Origin of the sequence: Jiangella ureilytica (genome assembly GCF_004348545.1) — a bacterium.
GTDB lineage: Bacteria > Actinomycetota > Actinomycetes > Jiangellales > Jiangellaceae > Jiangella > Jiangella ureilytica.
Genome location: NZ_SMKL01000050.1, coordinates 31,821 through 44,743 on the forward strand (window position 1 = coordinate 31,821; position 12,923 = coordinate 44,743).

At 72.8% G+C, this 12,923-nt stretch carries 14 protein-coding genes; 4 read left to right on the plus strand and 10 right to left on the minus strand.

What is annotated here, in order from left to right; all coding sequences use genetic code 11:
* Positions 1–33: 33 nt before the first annotated feature.
* The 3 genes from E1212_RS20140 to E1212_RS20150 are packed head-to-tail and all read left to right on the plus strand — an operon-like array spanning position 34 to position 3,199.
* Positions 34–579, plus strand: a complete 546-nt coding sequence (locus E1212_RS20140; protein ID WP_131985736.1) for a PadR family transcriptional regulator — start codon at positions 34–36, stop codon at positions 577–579.
* Positions 576–1,322 (plus strand): ABC transporter ATP-binding protein, encoded by a 747-nt coding sequence (locus E1212_RS20145; RefSeq protein ID WP_238992420.1) that lies wholly within the window; start codon positions 576–578, stop codon positions 1,320–1,322. The genes E1212_RS20140 and E1212_RS20145 overlap by 4 nt, the downstream gene beginning before the upstream one ends.
* 5 nt (positions 1,323–1,327) lie before the next feature.
* A complete protein-coding gene (locus tag E1212_RS20150) occupies positions 1,328–3,199 on the plus strand; it encodes an ABC transporter permease (protein WP_131985738.1) in 1,872 nt (623 codons plus the stop codon).
* 61 nt (positions 3,200–3,260) lie between these two features.
* Here E1212_RS20150 and E1212_RS20155 read toward each other — a convergent pair whose 3' ends face one another.
* The 6 genes from E1212_RS20155 to E1212_RS20180 form a co-directional block, all read right to left on the minus strand.
* Entirely contained in the window at positions 3,261–3,647 is a 387-nt protein-coding gene (locus E1212_RS20155) for a hypothetical protein (RefSeq protein WP_131985740.1), read from the minus strand.
* A 140-nt stretch (positions 3,648–3,787) separates the two neighbouring features.
* The gene (locus tag E1212_RS20160; protein ID WP_131985765.1) at positions 3,788–4,246 is read right to left on the minus strand and encodes a GNAT family N-acetyltransferase; all 459 of its coding nucleotides are present in this window, start codon (positions 4,244–4,246) and stop codon (positions 3,788–3,790) included.
* Between the two features lie 208 nt (positions 4,247–4,454).
* Positions 4,455–4,814: a cupin domain-containing protein gene (locus E1212_RS20165; protein WP_131985742.1), complete on the minus strand. Its 360-nt coding sequence runs from the start codon at positions 4,812–4,814 to the stop codon at positions 4,455–4,457.
* A 192-nt stretch (positions 4,815–5,006) separates the two neighbouring features.
* Complete coding sequence (locus E1212_RS20170; protein WP_131985744.1) at positions 5,007–5,843, minus strand: LLM class F420-dependent oxidoreductase; 837 nt, start codon at positions 5,841–5,843, stop codon at positions 5,007–5,009.
* Positions 5,844–5,865: 22 nt separating this feature from the next.
* The gene (locus tag E1212_RS20175; RefSeq protein ID WP_131985746.1) at positions 5,866–6,924 is read right to left on the minus strand and encodes an FAD-dependent oxidoreductase; all 1,059 of its coding nucleotides are present in this window, start codon (positions 6,922–6,924) and stop codon (positions 5,866–5,868) included.
* Positions 6,925–6,963: 39 nt separating this feature from the next.
* Entirely contained in the window at positions 6,964–7,725 is a 762-nt protein-coding gene (locus tag E1212_RS20180; RefSeq protein WP_238992421.1) for a M50 family metallopeptidase, read from the minus strand.
* A gap of 103 nt (positions 7,726–7,828) precedes the next feature.
* On the opposite strand from E1212_RS20180, the gene E1212_RS20185 reads away from it, so the two are divergent.
* Positions 7,829–8,935 (plus strand): hypothetical protein, encoded by a 1,107-nt coding sequence (locus E1212_RS20185; protein WP_131985750.1) that lies wholly within the window; start codon positions 7,829–7,831, stop codon positions 8,933–8,935.
* Here the strand turns inward: E1212_RS20185 and gatB are convergent.
* The 4 genes from gatB to gatC are packed head-to-tail and all read right to left on the minus strand — an operon-like array spanning position 8,913 to position 12,458.
* Positions 8,913–10,409, minus strand: coding sequence for an Asp-tRNA(Asn)/Glu-tRNA(Gln) amidotransferase subunit GatB (gene gatB / locus E1212_RS20190; RefSeq protein ID WP_131985752.1), 1,497 nt, complete (start codon positions 10,407–10,409; stop codon positions 8,913–8,915). The two genes, E1212_RS20185 and gatB, sit on opposite strands and share 23 nt — an antisense overlap.
* Complete coding sequence (locus E1212_RS20195; protein WP_131985754.1) at positions 10,406–10,627, minus strand: hypothetical protein; 222 nt, start codon at positions 10,625–10,627, stop codon at positions 10,406–10,408. Before E1212_RS20195 ends, gatB begins: the two co-directional genes overlap by 4 nt.
* Positions 10,627–12,153, minus strand: a complete 1,527-nt coding sequence (gene gatA / locus E1212_RS20200; protein WP_131985756.1) for an Asp-tRNA(Asn)/Glu-tRNA(Gln) amidotransferase subunit GatA — start codon at positions 12,151–12,153, stop codon at positions 10,627–10,629. The genes E1212_RS20195 and gatA overlap by 1 nt, the downstream gene beginning before the upstream one ends.
* A 5-nt stretch (positions 12,154–12,158) precedes the next feature.
* Positions 12,159–12,458, minus strand: coding sequence for an Asp-tRNA(Asn)/Glu-tRNA(Gln) amidotransferase subunit GatC (gene gatC, locus E1212_RS20205; protein WP_131985757.1), 300 nt, complete (start codon positions 12,456–12,458; stop codon positions 12,159–12,161).
* Positions 12,459–12,923 lie beyond the last annotated feature (465 nt).

The following is a 12,923-nucleotide window of genomic DNA, read 5'->3' on the forward strand; positions in this document are numbered from 1 at the left end:
TATAGTCAAGGCTAACGGTTATAGGGAGGTCCGATGCAGCAGGAAGTGGTTCTCGCGCTGCTGGCGAAGGAGCCGTCGCACGGCTACCAGCTGCGCGCCCGGCTGCGGCAGGCGCTCGGCCCGGTCGGCGAGGCGATGAACGCCGGTCAGGTCTACGTCGTCCTCACCCGGCTCGAGAAGGCCGGCCTCGTCACCACCGAGCGCCCCGAGCGTCCGAACCCGGCCAAGACGGCCAAGGACCCCGCCGACCGCAAGACCTACGTTCTCACCCCGCAGGGCCAGCAGCGCGTCGCCGAGTGGCTGACCGAGGTGAGCTGGCCCAAGCCCGATCTCGCCGAGTTCCACCTCAAGCTGGTCGCCGCGGCGGCCGCGGGGCTCGCCGACCCGCTCGGCATCGTCGACACCCAGCGGCGCGAGCTGCTGCGCCGGCTGCGTGAAGCGCAGCGGGCCGCGATGGCCGAGCCCGACGGCTCCGACGCCGCCCTGCTGCTGGAGGGCATCGTCCTCCGGCTCCAGGCCGACCTGCGCTGGCTCGAGGCGTGCGAACGCAGCTGGACGACCCGAAGGAGCACGTCGTGACCACCGCTGAACCACGCCTCGCCCTCGCCACCCGGGGGCTGACGAAGACCTACGGCGACGGCGAGAGCCTCGTCCGCGCCGTCGACGCCGTCGACCTCGAGGTCGCGCGGGGCGAGACGGTCGCCGTCATGGGACCCAGCGGCTGCGGGAAGTCGACGCTGCTGCACCTGGTCGGCGGCCTCGACCGGCCGAGTTCGGGTGAGATCGACCTGGCCGGGCGCCGCATCGACCGGCTCGGCGAGCGGGCGCTGGCGCGGCTCCGCCGCACCGACGTCGGCTTCGTCTTCCAGGCCTTCCATCTGATGGACGAGCTCACCGTCGTCGAGAACGTCGAGCTCCCCGCCCTGCTCGCCGGGCATTCCCCGCGCCGGGCGAGGGCGCGCGCCATGGCGCTGCTGGATCGCGTCGGCGTCGAGCACAAGGCCGGCAGCCTGCCCACCGCGCTCTCCGGCGGCCAGCGCCAGCGCGTCGCCGTCGCCCGCGCGCTGAGCAACGAGCCGGTCCTCGTCCTCGCCGACGAGCCCACCGGCAATCTCGACAGCGCGGCCACCCTCGACGTGCTGCGGCTGTTCGAGGAGCTGCACGAGTCCGGCCAGACGCTGGTCATCGTCACGCACGACGAGCGCATCGCGGCGACGGCGGACCGGCTCATCACGATGCGCGACGGCGCATTCGTCGACGAGACCCGCCTGACCGGCGGCACGAGCGGGCGCCTCGGCGCGCTCGCCGGGTTCGAGAGCTGACGGCGATGGGCCGGCTTCTCCTGGTGGCCCGGCTGGCCGCCCGCGACCTGCGACGGCGTCCGGCCGAGGCCGCGCTGCTGCTGCTCGCCATCGCCGCCGCGACGACGACGCTGACCCTCGGCCTGGTGATGCACGGCGTCGCCGGCGACCCCTACCAGCGCACCCGCGAGGCGACGTCCGGCCCCGACATCGTGGCCAGCGTCGCACTGAACCCCTTCACCGGCGCGGCGGCCGACCCCGCCCCGCTCGAGGACCTGGCCGGCGCCGACGGCGTCACCGCCGGCAGCGGCCCGTTCCCGGTCGCCGGCTCCGAGATCGAGGTGGGCGGCCAGACGGCGGACGTGCAGCTCATCGGGCGCTCGGTCGAGCCGGCCGACGTCGACCAGCCGGCCGTCACGGACGGCGACTGGCTCCGCGACGGCGCCGTCGTGGTCGAGGCCGCCTTCGCCGGCGCGCTCGGCATCGAGGCCGGCGACACCGTCACGCTCGACGGCGAGACCGTCGAGGTCGCGGGCGTCGCCGTCACCGCTGCCATGACGCCGTACCCGTGGTCGAACTGCCTCGTTCTGTGCGCCCCGTTCCGCGACGACGACGGCGAGGGTGAGGGCGCGGCGGGTGGCGGCCCCGCACGGCCCGAGCCCCAGGTCGAGTCCCTCACCGACCCCGGGCTGGTCTGGGTCATGGAGGACGAGCTGACGGCGTTCGCCTCGTCGCCCGACGCGCTGTCCTACGTCACGTATCTGCAGCTCGACGACCCCGACTCCGCTCAGGCCTTCGCCGATGCCCGACAGCCGCAGGGACCCGGCGACGAGGACAAGCCGTTCCTCGAGCCGTGGCAGCACATCGTCGAGCAGGTCACCCACGTCGAGCGCAACGCGCAGCGGGTGCTGCTGACCGGCGGCTGGCTGCTCGGCATCCTGGCCGTGGCCAGCGTCGCCGTCCTCGTCGGCGGCCGCATGGCGGACCAGACCCGGCGGGTCGGGCTGCTGAAGGCGGTCGGCGGCACGCCGGCCCTGGTCGCCGCCGTCCTGCTCGCCGAGTACGTCGTCGTCGCCCTCGTCGCGTCGGCCGCCGGGCTGGTCGGCGGGCGGCTCGCGGCGCCGGCGATCACGGACCGGGCGGCGGGCCTGCTCGGCGGCGCGGCCGCCCCGTCGCTGACCGCCGGCGCCGTGCTGACGGTGACGGCGGTCGCGCTGGGCGTGGCCGTGCTCGCGACGTTCGTCCCGGCGATCCGCGCGGCCCGCACCAGCACAGTCGCCGCCCTGAACGAGTCCGCCCGGCCGCCCCGCCGGGTCGGCTGGCTGGTCGCGCTCTCGTCCCGGCTGCCGGTCGTGCTGCTCATCGCGCTGCGGGTGGCCGGACGGCGGCCGCGGCGGGCCCTGCTCGGAGTCGCCAGTGTCACCGTCACCGTCAGCGGCCTCGTCGCCGCACTCGCCGCCCATGCGGAGCTCGATGCCCAGCTGGCCGCCAACCCGGACCCGCGGATGGAGCGGCTGGGCGACGTGCTCGTCGTCATCACCGTCACGCTGGTCGCGCTGGCCGCCGTCAACACCGTCGTCAGCACCTGGGCGACCGTGCTCGACGTGCGGCACGCGTCGGCGGTCACCCGGGCGCTCGGCGCCACTCCGGCACAGCTCAGCGCCGGCCTGTCGCTCGCGCAGGTGGTGCCGGCGTTCGCCGGCGCCGTCCTGGGCTCGATCGGCGGACCGCTGCTCTACGACGCGGTCGACCAGGAGGACGTGGTCATGCCGCCGGGGTGGTGGCTGGTCGCCGTGGTCGCCGGCGTCGTGGTCGCGGTGTCCGTGCTGACGCTGGTTCCGGCGCGGCTCGCCGCCCGCCGTCCGGTCGCCCCGATCCTGCAGGCGGAGACGGCCTGACCGGCGGGGGCCGCGGCCCCGCCGCCCCGCTTCAGCCGGGCGGGGCCCGGGGCGCCCCGCCTCAGCGGACGACGTCGCCGAGCACCGCCCGCGCGGCGTCGTGGTCGTCGACGCACAGCACGCCGACGAACTGCGCGTCGGACACCCGCACCGGCAGGAACACCTCGACGTTCACCCCGGCGTCGGCCAGCGTGCGGAACGTGGCGGCGCCGGCGCCGGGAGCGTTCTTGAGGCGCACCGTCAGCGCGTCCCGCTCCCGGGCGTCGAACCCGGCGTCCTGCAGCGCCGTCCGCGCCGCCGACTCGTCGTCGGCGATGAACGCGACCGTGCCGGTGTCGCCGCGCGCGACGCCGCAGATGACCAGGTTGACGCCGCGCGCCGCCATGACCTCACACAGGTCGGCGAGTCGTCCGGGCTGGTTCTCGAACTCGACGGTGAAGGCGCTCATGGCGCTCACCTCCTACGACAGGAGCCCTCGCCGCCCAACGTACTCCCGTCTGCCGCTCCTCGACCGCGCCAGACCGTGCCTCTCGCCCATGCGACGCCGGCGTCCGCTGGCCAGCGGGATCATCCCCACAGCGTCACTGCTCAGCGACCGCAGCGGTCCACACGCTCCCAGGGCCAGGCGGTGGCGAGCCAGCTCGCGACAGCGTCGGCCAGTGGCACGTCCAAGCCCGATCTGTCGGCCCGCACCCAGGACCGCACCCTGACGTCCCACTCGTCGGAGGCCGAGGGATACATGTAGACGCAGCCGATGACGTCGTCGTCGCCCGGGTCGAGGACCGTGAAGGTGAAACCGGCGCGCCGCGTGAAGTCGTCGGCGTGGCGGCGAAGGTCGGCGAGGTTCTCCTCGAGCGTCATGCCATTGCTGGGTGGCCAGTTGCCGTGGGGATAGCCAGGCGTGGAGCGTATGTGCTCGATGCTCGACATCCAGGCGGCATGGTCCGCGTGATTGTGTTGCGGCCCCAGCGGTTCGAGGTGGAACTGGTCGGTGGCGAGTGACGTCGGCGGCTCGAAGCCGACAGGCACGAACTGTTCCGATGTCATGACCGGGACCATACCGGGCGGGCCAGACCTCCGGCACTCGAGCGTCTCGGCGGCATGCCGAAGGCCGATGCCTTCTGTTCCGCAGCTGAGCGCGCTCGGCAGGCGGCATGACCCTTGTCCGGTCGCACCACTCGTTGCGCGGATCGCGACACGACAGGCAGTTCGCGGATGCATCCGGATGCGGCAGCAGGAGGGTGCGACGCCCGGGTCAGGAGGGCTGTGGCCCTATGCCACCGACGCGAGCCGCCTCGAAGCCGGCCGTGTCGGGTGCGGTCTCCTTGAGCTCCACGAACAGGATGTGCGTGGGAGTGCCGCCGATGTTTTCGCCGTGATGGCCTTGAGCCGGCAGCCAACCGACCGCACCCGCCTCCAGTTCCACCTCCCGCACAACGTCGCCCGACACCAGACGCCTGCGAAAGGCACTCAACGTGTACATGATGCTGTCCGGGTGCTGATGCGGAGTCGTCTTGTCGCCCGGCTGATCCGAGTACTCGAGCACTCGAACCCGCTCGTTCTCGAAGACAACCTTGTAGTACTCCGGATTGCTGGCAACGGGATCGAGGGTCATACAGGCAGCATGCCAGCTCAGCGGCCCCGTGCGGACCTCGCCGGACCTGCGCGATCACGCGAAGCCGACCAGGCCGGGTTCCATGGGACTCGAAGCCCCGACGGGACCATCCCCCGCGTGCGGGGGAATGAGAGCACGCACCTTCCGAGCTGCGGCGATCGTGAGCTGCAGCCCGACTGGGTCGGTTCATGCTCAGCCGATGGAGCGCAGCCGCGGGAGCAGCTCGGCGACGGCGTTCGCCTGGGCTTCGGCGGAGCCGGGGCGGGTGATGACGATGATGTCGTCGGCGCCGACGGCGGCGAACTCCTCGACCCGCGCCAGGATGTCGGCGGGGTCGTCGCCGAGACGCAACTGCATGGTCCGCCGGATGGCCGCCGGGTCGCGGCCCACGTCACCACAGTGAGCATCCAACACGCCGGACAGCTCGGCGAACTCCGCCGGCTCGACGCCGGTGGCGTTCCAGGCGTCGGCGTAGAGGGCGGTGATGCGCAGCGTCCGCTTGCGCCCGCTGCCGCCGATCCAGATGGGCGGGTACGGCGACTGGACCGGCTTCGGCTCGGCGACGGCGTCCTGCACCTGGTAGTGCGCACCGGAGAAGGTGGTCCGCGGCTGCGTCCACAGCGACCGGATGATCTGGCAGGCCTCCTCGAGCCGGTCGAGCCGCTCCCCCGCGGTCCCGAACTCGAGCCCGAACATCGTGTGCTCGTACTCCGCCCACGCCGCGCCGAGACCGAACTCGAGCCGTCCGGCGGACAGGTGGTCGACGGTGGTGGCGATCTTGGCGAGCACGCCCGGGTGCCGGTACGTGTTGCCGGTGACCATGCAGCCGATGCGCACCCGCGTCGTCGCCTCGGCCATGGCCGCGAGCAGCGCCCAGGCGTCGAAGATGTCGCCGTCGGGCTCGCCGCCGATGGTGGCGAAGTGGTCCATGTTCCACACGTGGTCGAAGCCCGACTCGTCGGCGACCCGCCAGACCGCGCGGTACTCGTCGATGGGGGCCTGCTGGCTCAGCTTCAGTCCGTAGCGCACGTCGTCAGTCAACCACGCGCCGTCAGGCCGCTGCCGGCACCCGCGCCAGGAACTCCCTGATCTCCACGGCGGCGTCGCGGCCGGCCCGGTTGGCGCCGACGGTGCTGGCGGACGGCCCGTAGCCGACCAGGTGGATCCGCGGGTCGCGCACCACGCGGGTGCCGTCCATGCGCACCCCGCCACCCGGCTCGCGCAGGCCCAGCGGCGTCAGGTGACCCAGCGCCGCCCGGTACCCGGTCGCCCACACGATCACGTCGGCCTCGACCACCGTCCCGTCGGCGAACCACACCCCGGACGGCACCAGGCGCGCGAACATCGGCCGCCGGTTCAGCACGCCCTTCTCCATCGCCTCGCGCACGACGTCGGTGTAGCCGAGCCCGGTGACCGCGACGACGCTGAGCGGCGGCAGACCGGCCCGCACCCGCTCCTCGACGTCGGCGATGATCGAGCGGCCGACCTCGGGCGAGAAGTCGCCGTAGCGGAACTCCGGCGGCCGGCGCGTCACCCACGTCACCGAGGCCGCGACGTCGCCGATCTCGGAGAGCACGTGCGCCGCCGAGTGCCCGCCGCCGACGACGACCACCCGCCGGCCCGCGAACGACGACGGCCCGCGGTACTCCGACGAGTGCAGCTGGCGCCCCCGGAACTCCCTGGCGCCGGGGTAGTACGGCCAGTGCGGACGGGTCCAGGTGCCGGTCGCGTTGGCGACCACCCGCGCCGTCCACCTCGCGCCGTTCGACGCGGCCACCCGCAGCCGCCCGTCGTCGAGCGACTCGACCGAGGTCACCCGCACGGGCCGCAGCACGGGCAGCTCGAAGCGGCGCTCGTAGCCGGCGTAGTACTCGGCGACCACCCCGGACGCCGGCCGCGCGTCCTCGCCCGGCTCCGGCACCCGATGCGCGCCGGGAAGGTCGAAGACGCCGTGCACCTTGGCCATGGTCAGGGTCGGCGGCCGCGACGCCCACGCCCCGCCCGCGGCCGGCGCCCCGTCCAGCACGACGAAGTCGACCCCCAGCCGCCGCAGGTGGTACGCCGTCGACAACCCGGCCTGGCCGGCTCCGATCACGACGACGTCAGTCACATCTGTGTGAACGACGGCGGCAGCTGCGGTCTTCCCCGACTACCGCAGGGCGTCGAGCACGGAGGCGACGTTGAACCAGACGGCCCCTCCCACGACGGCGGCGAACGTGAGCAGCCACACGGCGCCGGGCACGAACGAGCGCCGGCCCATCAGGTACGCGTCGGACGCCTCGACGCCGCGCCCGCTCGTGTGCGCCCGCACGACCGCCCACAGCCCGCGCACCGCGCCCACCGTCAGCAGCCAGGCGAATCCGTAGACGACGACGGTGCACAGCCAGGCCGACCCGTACCACCCGACCAGGCCGAACGCGATCCCCGTCGTCAGCACCACGGCGACGGTCAGCAGGCTGCGCGAGAGCAGGAACACCAGCGCCAGGCAGAGCACGAGGATGCCGAGTGCCAGCCGGGCCCAGCCGTGTGTGGCCGCCCACACCAGCGCCCATCCGACCACGGCCGGCGCCGGATAGCCCCACCACATGGTCCAGAGCGTGCCCGGCGTGCTGTGCGACCAGAAGTTCGTCGCGCCGGACAGGTCGCCGCGCACCGTCACCCCGCGCAGCCGGAACCCCGCCGTCAGGGCCGCGACCACGTGCCCCAGCTCGTGCACGATGGTGACCGGGTAGCCGGCGAACCGCCAGGCCGGCCCGTACACCGCCAGGACGACGCCGGCGAGCGCGAACCCCAGCACCACGGACGACGGCATCGTCGCCAGCGTCTCGTCGACCCGGACGTTCGCGAACCAGTCGCGCACCCCGTTCGCCGCCCCGTCCGCCGTCCCGCCGCCGGACCCCGACTCAGCCATCACCGCCCGACCCTAACCGACGATTCCCGATACCCTTCATCGGTGCGGTCCCGGGCTCCGGGGCCTCGCAGCACTCTCCGCTGGGGGCACGGAGGACATCCAGGTGCGGACCGCACGCGAACACAGCCGTCTGGCGAAGGGCGCTCTCGCCGGCGCCGTCGTCCTCGGCGGCGTGCTGGGCTGGCAGGTCTACGGCGTGTGGGCCGGGTCCGGCACGGTGGAGCACGCGCCGCGCCTGCTGATCGTCCTCGCGACGTCGGGCGGCGACCGCCCCTACGAGATCCACGCCGACGTCCGGGTCGACGACCTCGACGGCGACCTGTCGTTCGTCTTCTACGGCCAGGGCGACGGCCTGGCCGATGAGTGGGCGTACGTCCCGATCGACGTCCAGGTCACGTTCGCGAGCAGCGGGATCGACGCACCGATCACCTGCGGGCCGGACGGCGAGCACGCGGCCGGCGCGGGCTTCGACGAGCTCTCCGCCGGTGCGAAGTGGGCGGTTCAGGTCGACCTCGTCAGCGACCGCCGGTCGGCTCTCAACTACCGCGAGGACGACGGGGTCACCGTCGACACGGCGGCCGGCGACGGCGACGGCGGCCCGCAGCCGCCGGGCGAGAACCCGGCCGACGACGTCCCCGCCCCCGAGTCGGCCGACTACCAGGTGTTCAGCAGCACCCTCGCCCTCCTGACCGAGAACAACTCCACGACGAGCCGCTGGTTCGACGGCGAGTCCGGCGTGGTCTGGGCGGAGCAGTGCACCATCCCCAGGGACTACGTCTGGCGCAGCTCGAAGAACTCGCTGTACGAGCTGGCGGCACGCGAGACGTTCCTGATGCCGCAGGTCAACGTCGTCGCGCAAGCCGGCGACGACCTCGTGCACCAGACCGGCCTCGTGGCCGACACCAGCGTCGCGCGCGAGTCGGGGCGCGATGTCCTCACGTCCTATCCGCCGTTCACCGTCGGCTACGAGGGTTGGTTCACGACGGTCACCGCGCAGCGCAGCGGCACCAAGCTGCTGTTCACCGAGCAGCCGGTGCTGATCCTCGAGAACCGCGACGCCGCACAGCGCAAGGAGCTGGTGCTCCTGCTGTACGGCGTCGCGGCCGGAGCCGCGGGCTCCCTGCTGGTCGCGGCCGTGTCGCACCTGACCGCGGCGCGCGCGGCCGCGGCGCGCGAGCGCGAGCGACCTACTGCAGCCGCTCCAGGATGAGCGCGCGCGCCCGCTTGGCGTCGGCCTGACCCTTGGTGGCCTTCATGATCGCGCCGATCAGCGCGCCCACCGCGCCGAGGTTGCCGCCACGGATCTTCTCGGCGACGTCGGGCTGGGCGGCGATGGCGTCGTCGACGGCGGCACCGAGGGCGGCGTCGTCGTTCACGAGCACGAGCCCGCGCGCCGCCACGACCTCGTCAGGGGTGCCCTCGCCGGCCAGCACGCCCTCGACCACCTGGCGGGCCAGCTTGTCGTTCAAGGAGCCCTCGGCGATCAGCGCCTCGACGCGGGTGACGTCGGCCACGGAGATCCCCGCGTCCTCCAGCGACACGCCGCGCTCGTTGGCGACCCGGGCGACCTCGCCGAGCCACCACTTCTTGGCGCCTCCCGCCGACGCGCCCTCGGCGACGGTGTCGAACACCAGTGACAGCGCGCCGGCGTTGACGACATCGCGCATCTCGAGGTCGGTGAAGCCCCACGCCTCCTGCAGCCGCGCCCGTCGCACCGCCGGCGGCTCCGGCAGCGTGGCCCGCAGCTCGTCGACCCACTCGCGGGCCGGCGCGATGGGGACGAGGTCGGGCTCGGGGAAGTACCGGTAGTCCTCGGCCTCCTCCTTGACGCGTCCCGAGGTGGTCTCGCCGGTGTCCTCGTGCCAGTGCCGGGTCTCTTGGACGATGGTGCCACCCGACGAGATGACGGCGGCCTGCCGGCGGATCTCGTACGTGACCGCGCGCTCGACCGACCGCAGCGAGTTGACGTTCTTCGTCTCGGTCCGCGTGCCGAAGGGCGCGTCCGGGAGCCGCAGCGACACGTTGGCGTCGCAGCGCATCTGGCCCAGCTCCATGCGCGCCTCGGAGACGCCGAGCGCGCGGATCAGCTCGCGCAGCTCGGTGACGTAGGCGCGGGCGACGGCGGGCGCCACCTCGGCCGGCACTTCGATGGGCTTGGTGACGATCTCGATGAGCGGGATGCCGGACCGGTTGTAGTCGAGCAGCGAGTGCGAGGCGCCGTGGATGCGGCCGGTGGCGCCGCCGACGTGCAGCGACTTGCCGGTGTCCTCTTCCATGTGCGCCCGCTCGATGCCGATGCGGTACTCGACGCCGTCGACGGTGACGTCCATGTACCCGTCGAAGGCGATGGGCTCGTCGTACTGCGACGTCTGGAAGTTCTTCGGCATGTCCGGATAGAAGTAGTTCTTCCGGGCGAATCGGCACCACTCGGCGATGCTGCAGTTCAACGCCAGCCCGATGCGGATGGCCGACTCGACGGCGATCTTGTTGACCACCGGCAGCGACCCGGGCAGGCCGAGGCACGTCGGGCAGGTCTGCGAGTTCGGCTCCGCGCCGAACGCCGTCGAGCAGCCGCAGAACATCTTCGTGGCGGTGCCGAGCTCGACGTGCACCTCCATGCCCATGACGGGCTCGTACGTCGCGATGGCCTCGTCGAACGAGGGCAGCGCGGTGGTCACCGTCATTCGTCGTCCTTCAGCTCGACCAGTGGCTTGTTCTCGTCCTGCGCCTGACGGAGCTCGCGCACGATGATCGCGATGGTGATGGCCACGGACAGGATGCTGAGGACGGCGTCGACCATCCGCAGCTTGTCGCCCTCGCGGCGCGCTCTGGTCAGGCTGCGCGCGGCGCCCACGGCGCCCATGGCCGATCCCCCGAACTTGGCCAGGTACTTGACGTTCATCAGTGGATCCCCTCCAACGCGGGTGCCTGTTCCAGCAACGTTCCCCCCCATTGCGCGGCGTATGCGCTCTCGACCGCCGCCCCCACCAGGTACAGGCGGTCGTCGGCCAGGACCGGCGCCATGACGTGCAGGCCCACGGGGAGGCCGTCCTCGTCGGCCAGCCCGACCGGGAACGACGCCGACGCGTTGCCGGCGAGGTTGCTGGGGATGGTGCACAGGTCGTTCATGTACATGGCCAGCGGGTCGTCGACCTTCTCGCCGATGGGGAACGCCGTGGTGGGCGTCGTCGGCGAGACCAGAACGTCGACCTGCGCGAAAGCGGCCTCGAAGTCGCGCGCGATGAGCGTGCGGACCTTCTGCGCCTGGCCGTAGTAGGCGTCGTAGTAACCCGAGGACAGCGCGTACGTGCCGAGCATGATGCGCCGCTTCGCCTCGGCCCCGAACCCGGCGCCGCGGGTCAGGCTCATGACCTCTTCGGCGCTGCGGCTGCCGTCGTCGCCGACACGCAGGCCGTAGCGCATGGCGTCGAACCGGGCCAGGTTCGACGACACCTCGCTCGGCAGGATCAGGTAGTACGCCGCGAGGCCGTAGGTGAAGTGCGGGCAGGACACCTCGACGACCTCGGCGCCCAGCTTCGACAGCAGCGCGACGGCGTCGTTGAACCGCGCCTCGACGCCGGCCTGGTAGCCCTCGCCGCCGAGCTCCTTGACGACGCCGACGCGCAGGCCGGTGAGGTCGCCCTCGGCCCCGCGCCGGGCGGCGCCGACGACGTCGGGCACCGGCTGGGCGATGCTGGTGGAGTCCAGCGGGTCGTGACCGGCGATGACGGTGTGCAGCAGCGCGGCGTCGAGCACCGTCCGGGCGCACGGGCCGGCCTGGTCGAGGCTGGACGCGCAGGCGATGAGACCGTAGCGGCTCACCCCCCCGTACGTGGGCTTGATGCCGACGGTGCCCGTGACGGCTGCCGGCTGGCGGATCGAGCCGCCGGTGTCGGTGCCGATGGCCAGCGGCGCCTCGAACGCGGCCAGCGCCGCGGCGCTGCCGCCGCCGGAGCCGCCCGGGATGCGGGTGAGGTCCCACGGGTTGCGCGTGGTGCCGAACGCCGAGTTCTCCGTCGACGAGCCCATGGCGAACTCGTCGAGGTTCGTCTTGCCGAGGATGACGATGCCGGCCTCGCGCATGCGCGTGGTGATGGTGGCGTCGTACGGCGGCCGCCAGCCCTCGAGGATCTTCGACCCGGCCGTGGTCGGCATGTCCGCGGTGACGATGACGTCCTTGAGCGCCAGGGGGACGCCGGCCAGCGGGCCCAGCTCGTCGCCTTCGGCGCGCCTCTGGTCGACGACGGCGGCAGCTGCCAGCGCGCTCTCGGCGTCGACGTGCAGGAACGCGTGCACACCGGCCTCGGCGGTGCCGTCGACCTCGGCGATGCGGTCGAGGTGTGCCTGGGCGACCTCGACGGCGCTGACCTCGCCCTGCTTGATGGCGGCCGCGAGCTCGGAGGCTTTCGCGCGGGTGAGACTGTTCATGCCGGTCACCCCTCCTCTCCGAGGATCTGCGGCACCCGGAACCGGCCGTCCTCGGCGGCGGGCGCGGCGCCCAGGACGGCCTCGGCCGGCAGGCACACCTTCGGCTCGTCCTCGCGGAACACGTTGGTCAGCGGCAGCGCGTGCGAGGTCGGCGGGATGTCGTCGGCCGCGACCTCGGTGACCTGCGCGACCGCACCGAGGATCTGATCGAGCTGGCCGGCCAGATGGTCCAGCTCGTCGGGGGCGAGGTCGAGGCGAGCGAGGCGCGCCAGGTGCGCGACCTCCTCGCGACTGATCGAGGGCATGGCGAACTCCATGGTCGGGGAACGCACCCGATCCTATGGCGACGGCGACCGTGCTCGCTCACCACCCGCCGATCATCTCCAAGCACGGGTCGGCCGGGCTCCTCGCCGAGTCGTTCGGGGGTGGTGAGGTGGGCTCCGTCCCCCCTGCTGCCCATTCTCTTAGCCCCGGCCACCCGCCTACCGCCGCTCTTCGCCGGATGGTTCGCCGGGGTGATGGGGTTCGCCGGGTGATGAGGTGGGCTCCCCGTCCCCCTTGCTGCCCATTCTCTTAACCCCGGGCACCCGCCTCAAGTCCGCGCGCTCTGTGCTTGCGCGCCGCCGAGGTCGGGGCGCTTGGACTTGACCCGGGCACCCGGGGCCTAAGAACGGGCAGCTATCAGGGGGACGGGGAGACCCTGGGCACGCCTCACCGCTTCGCGTGCCCGTTTCGTCCCGGTTCGCCGGGCTGTGCACCGCGATGATCAT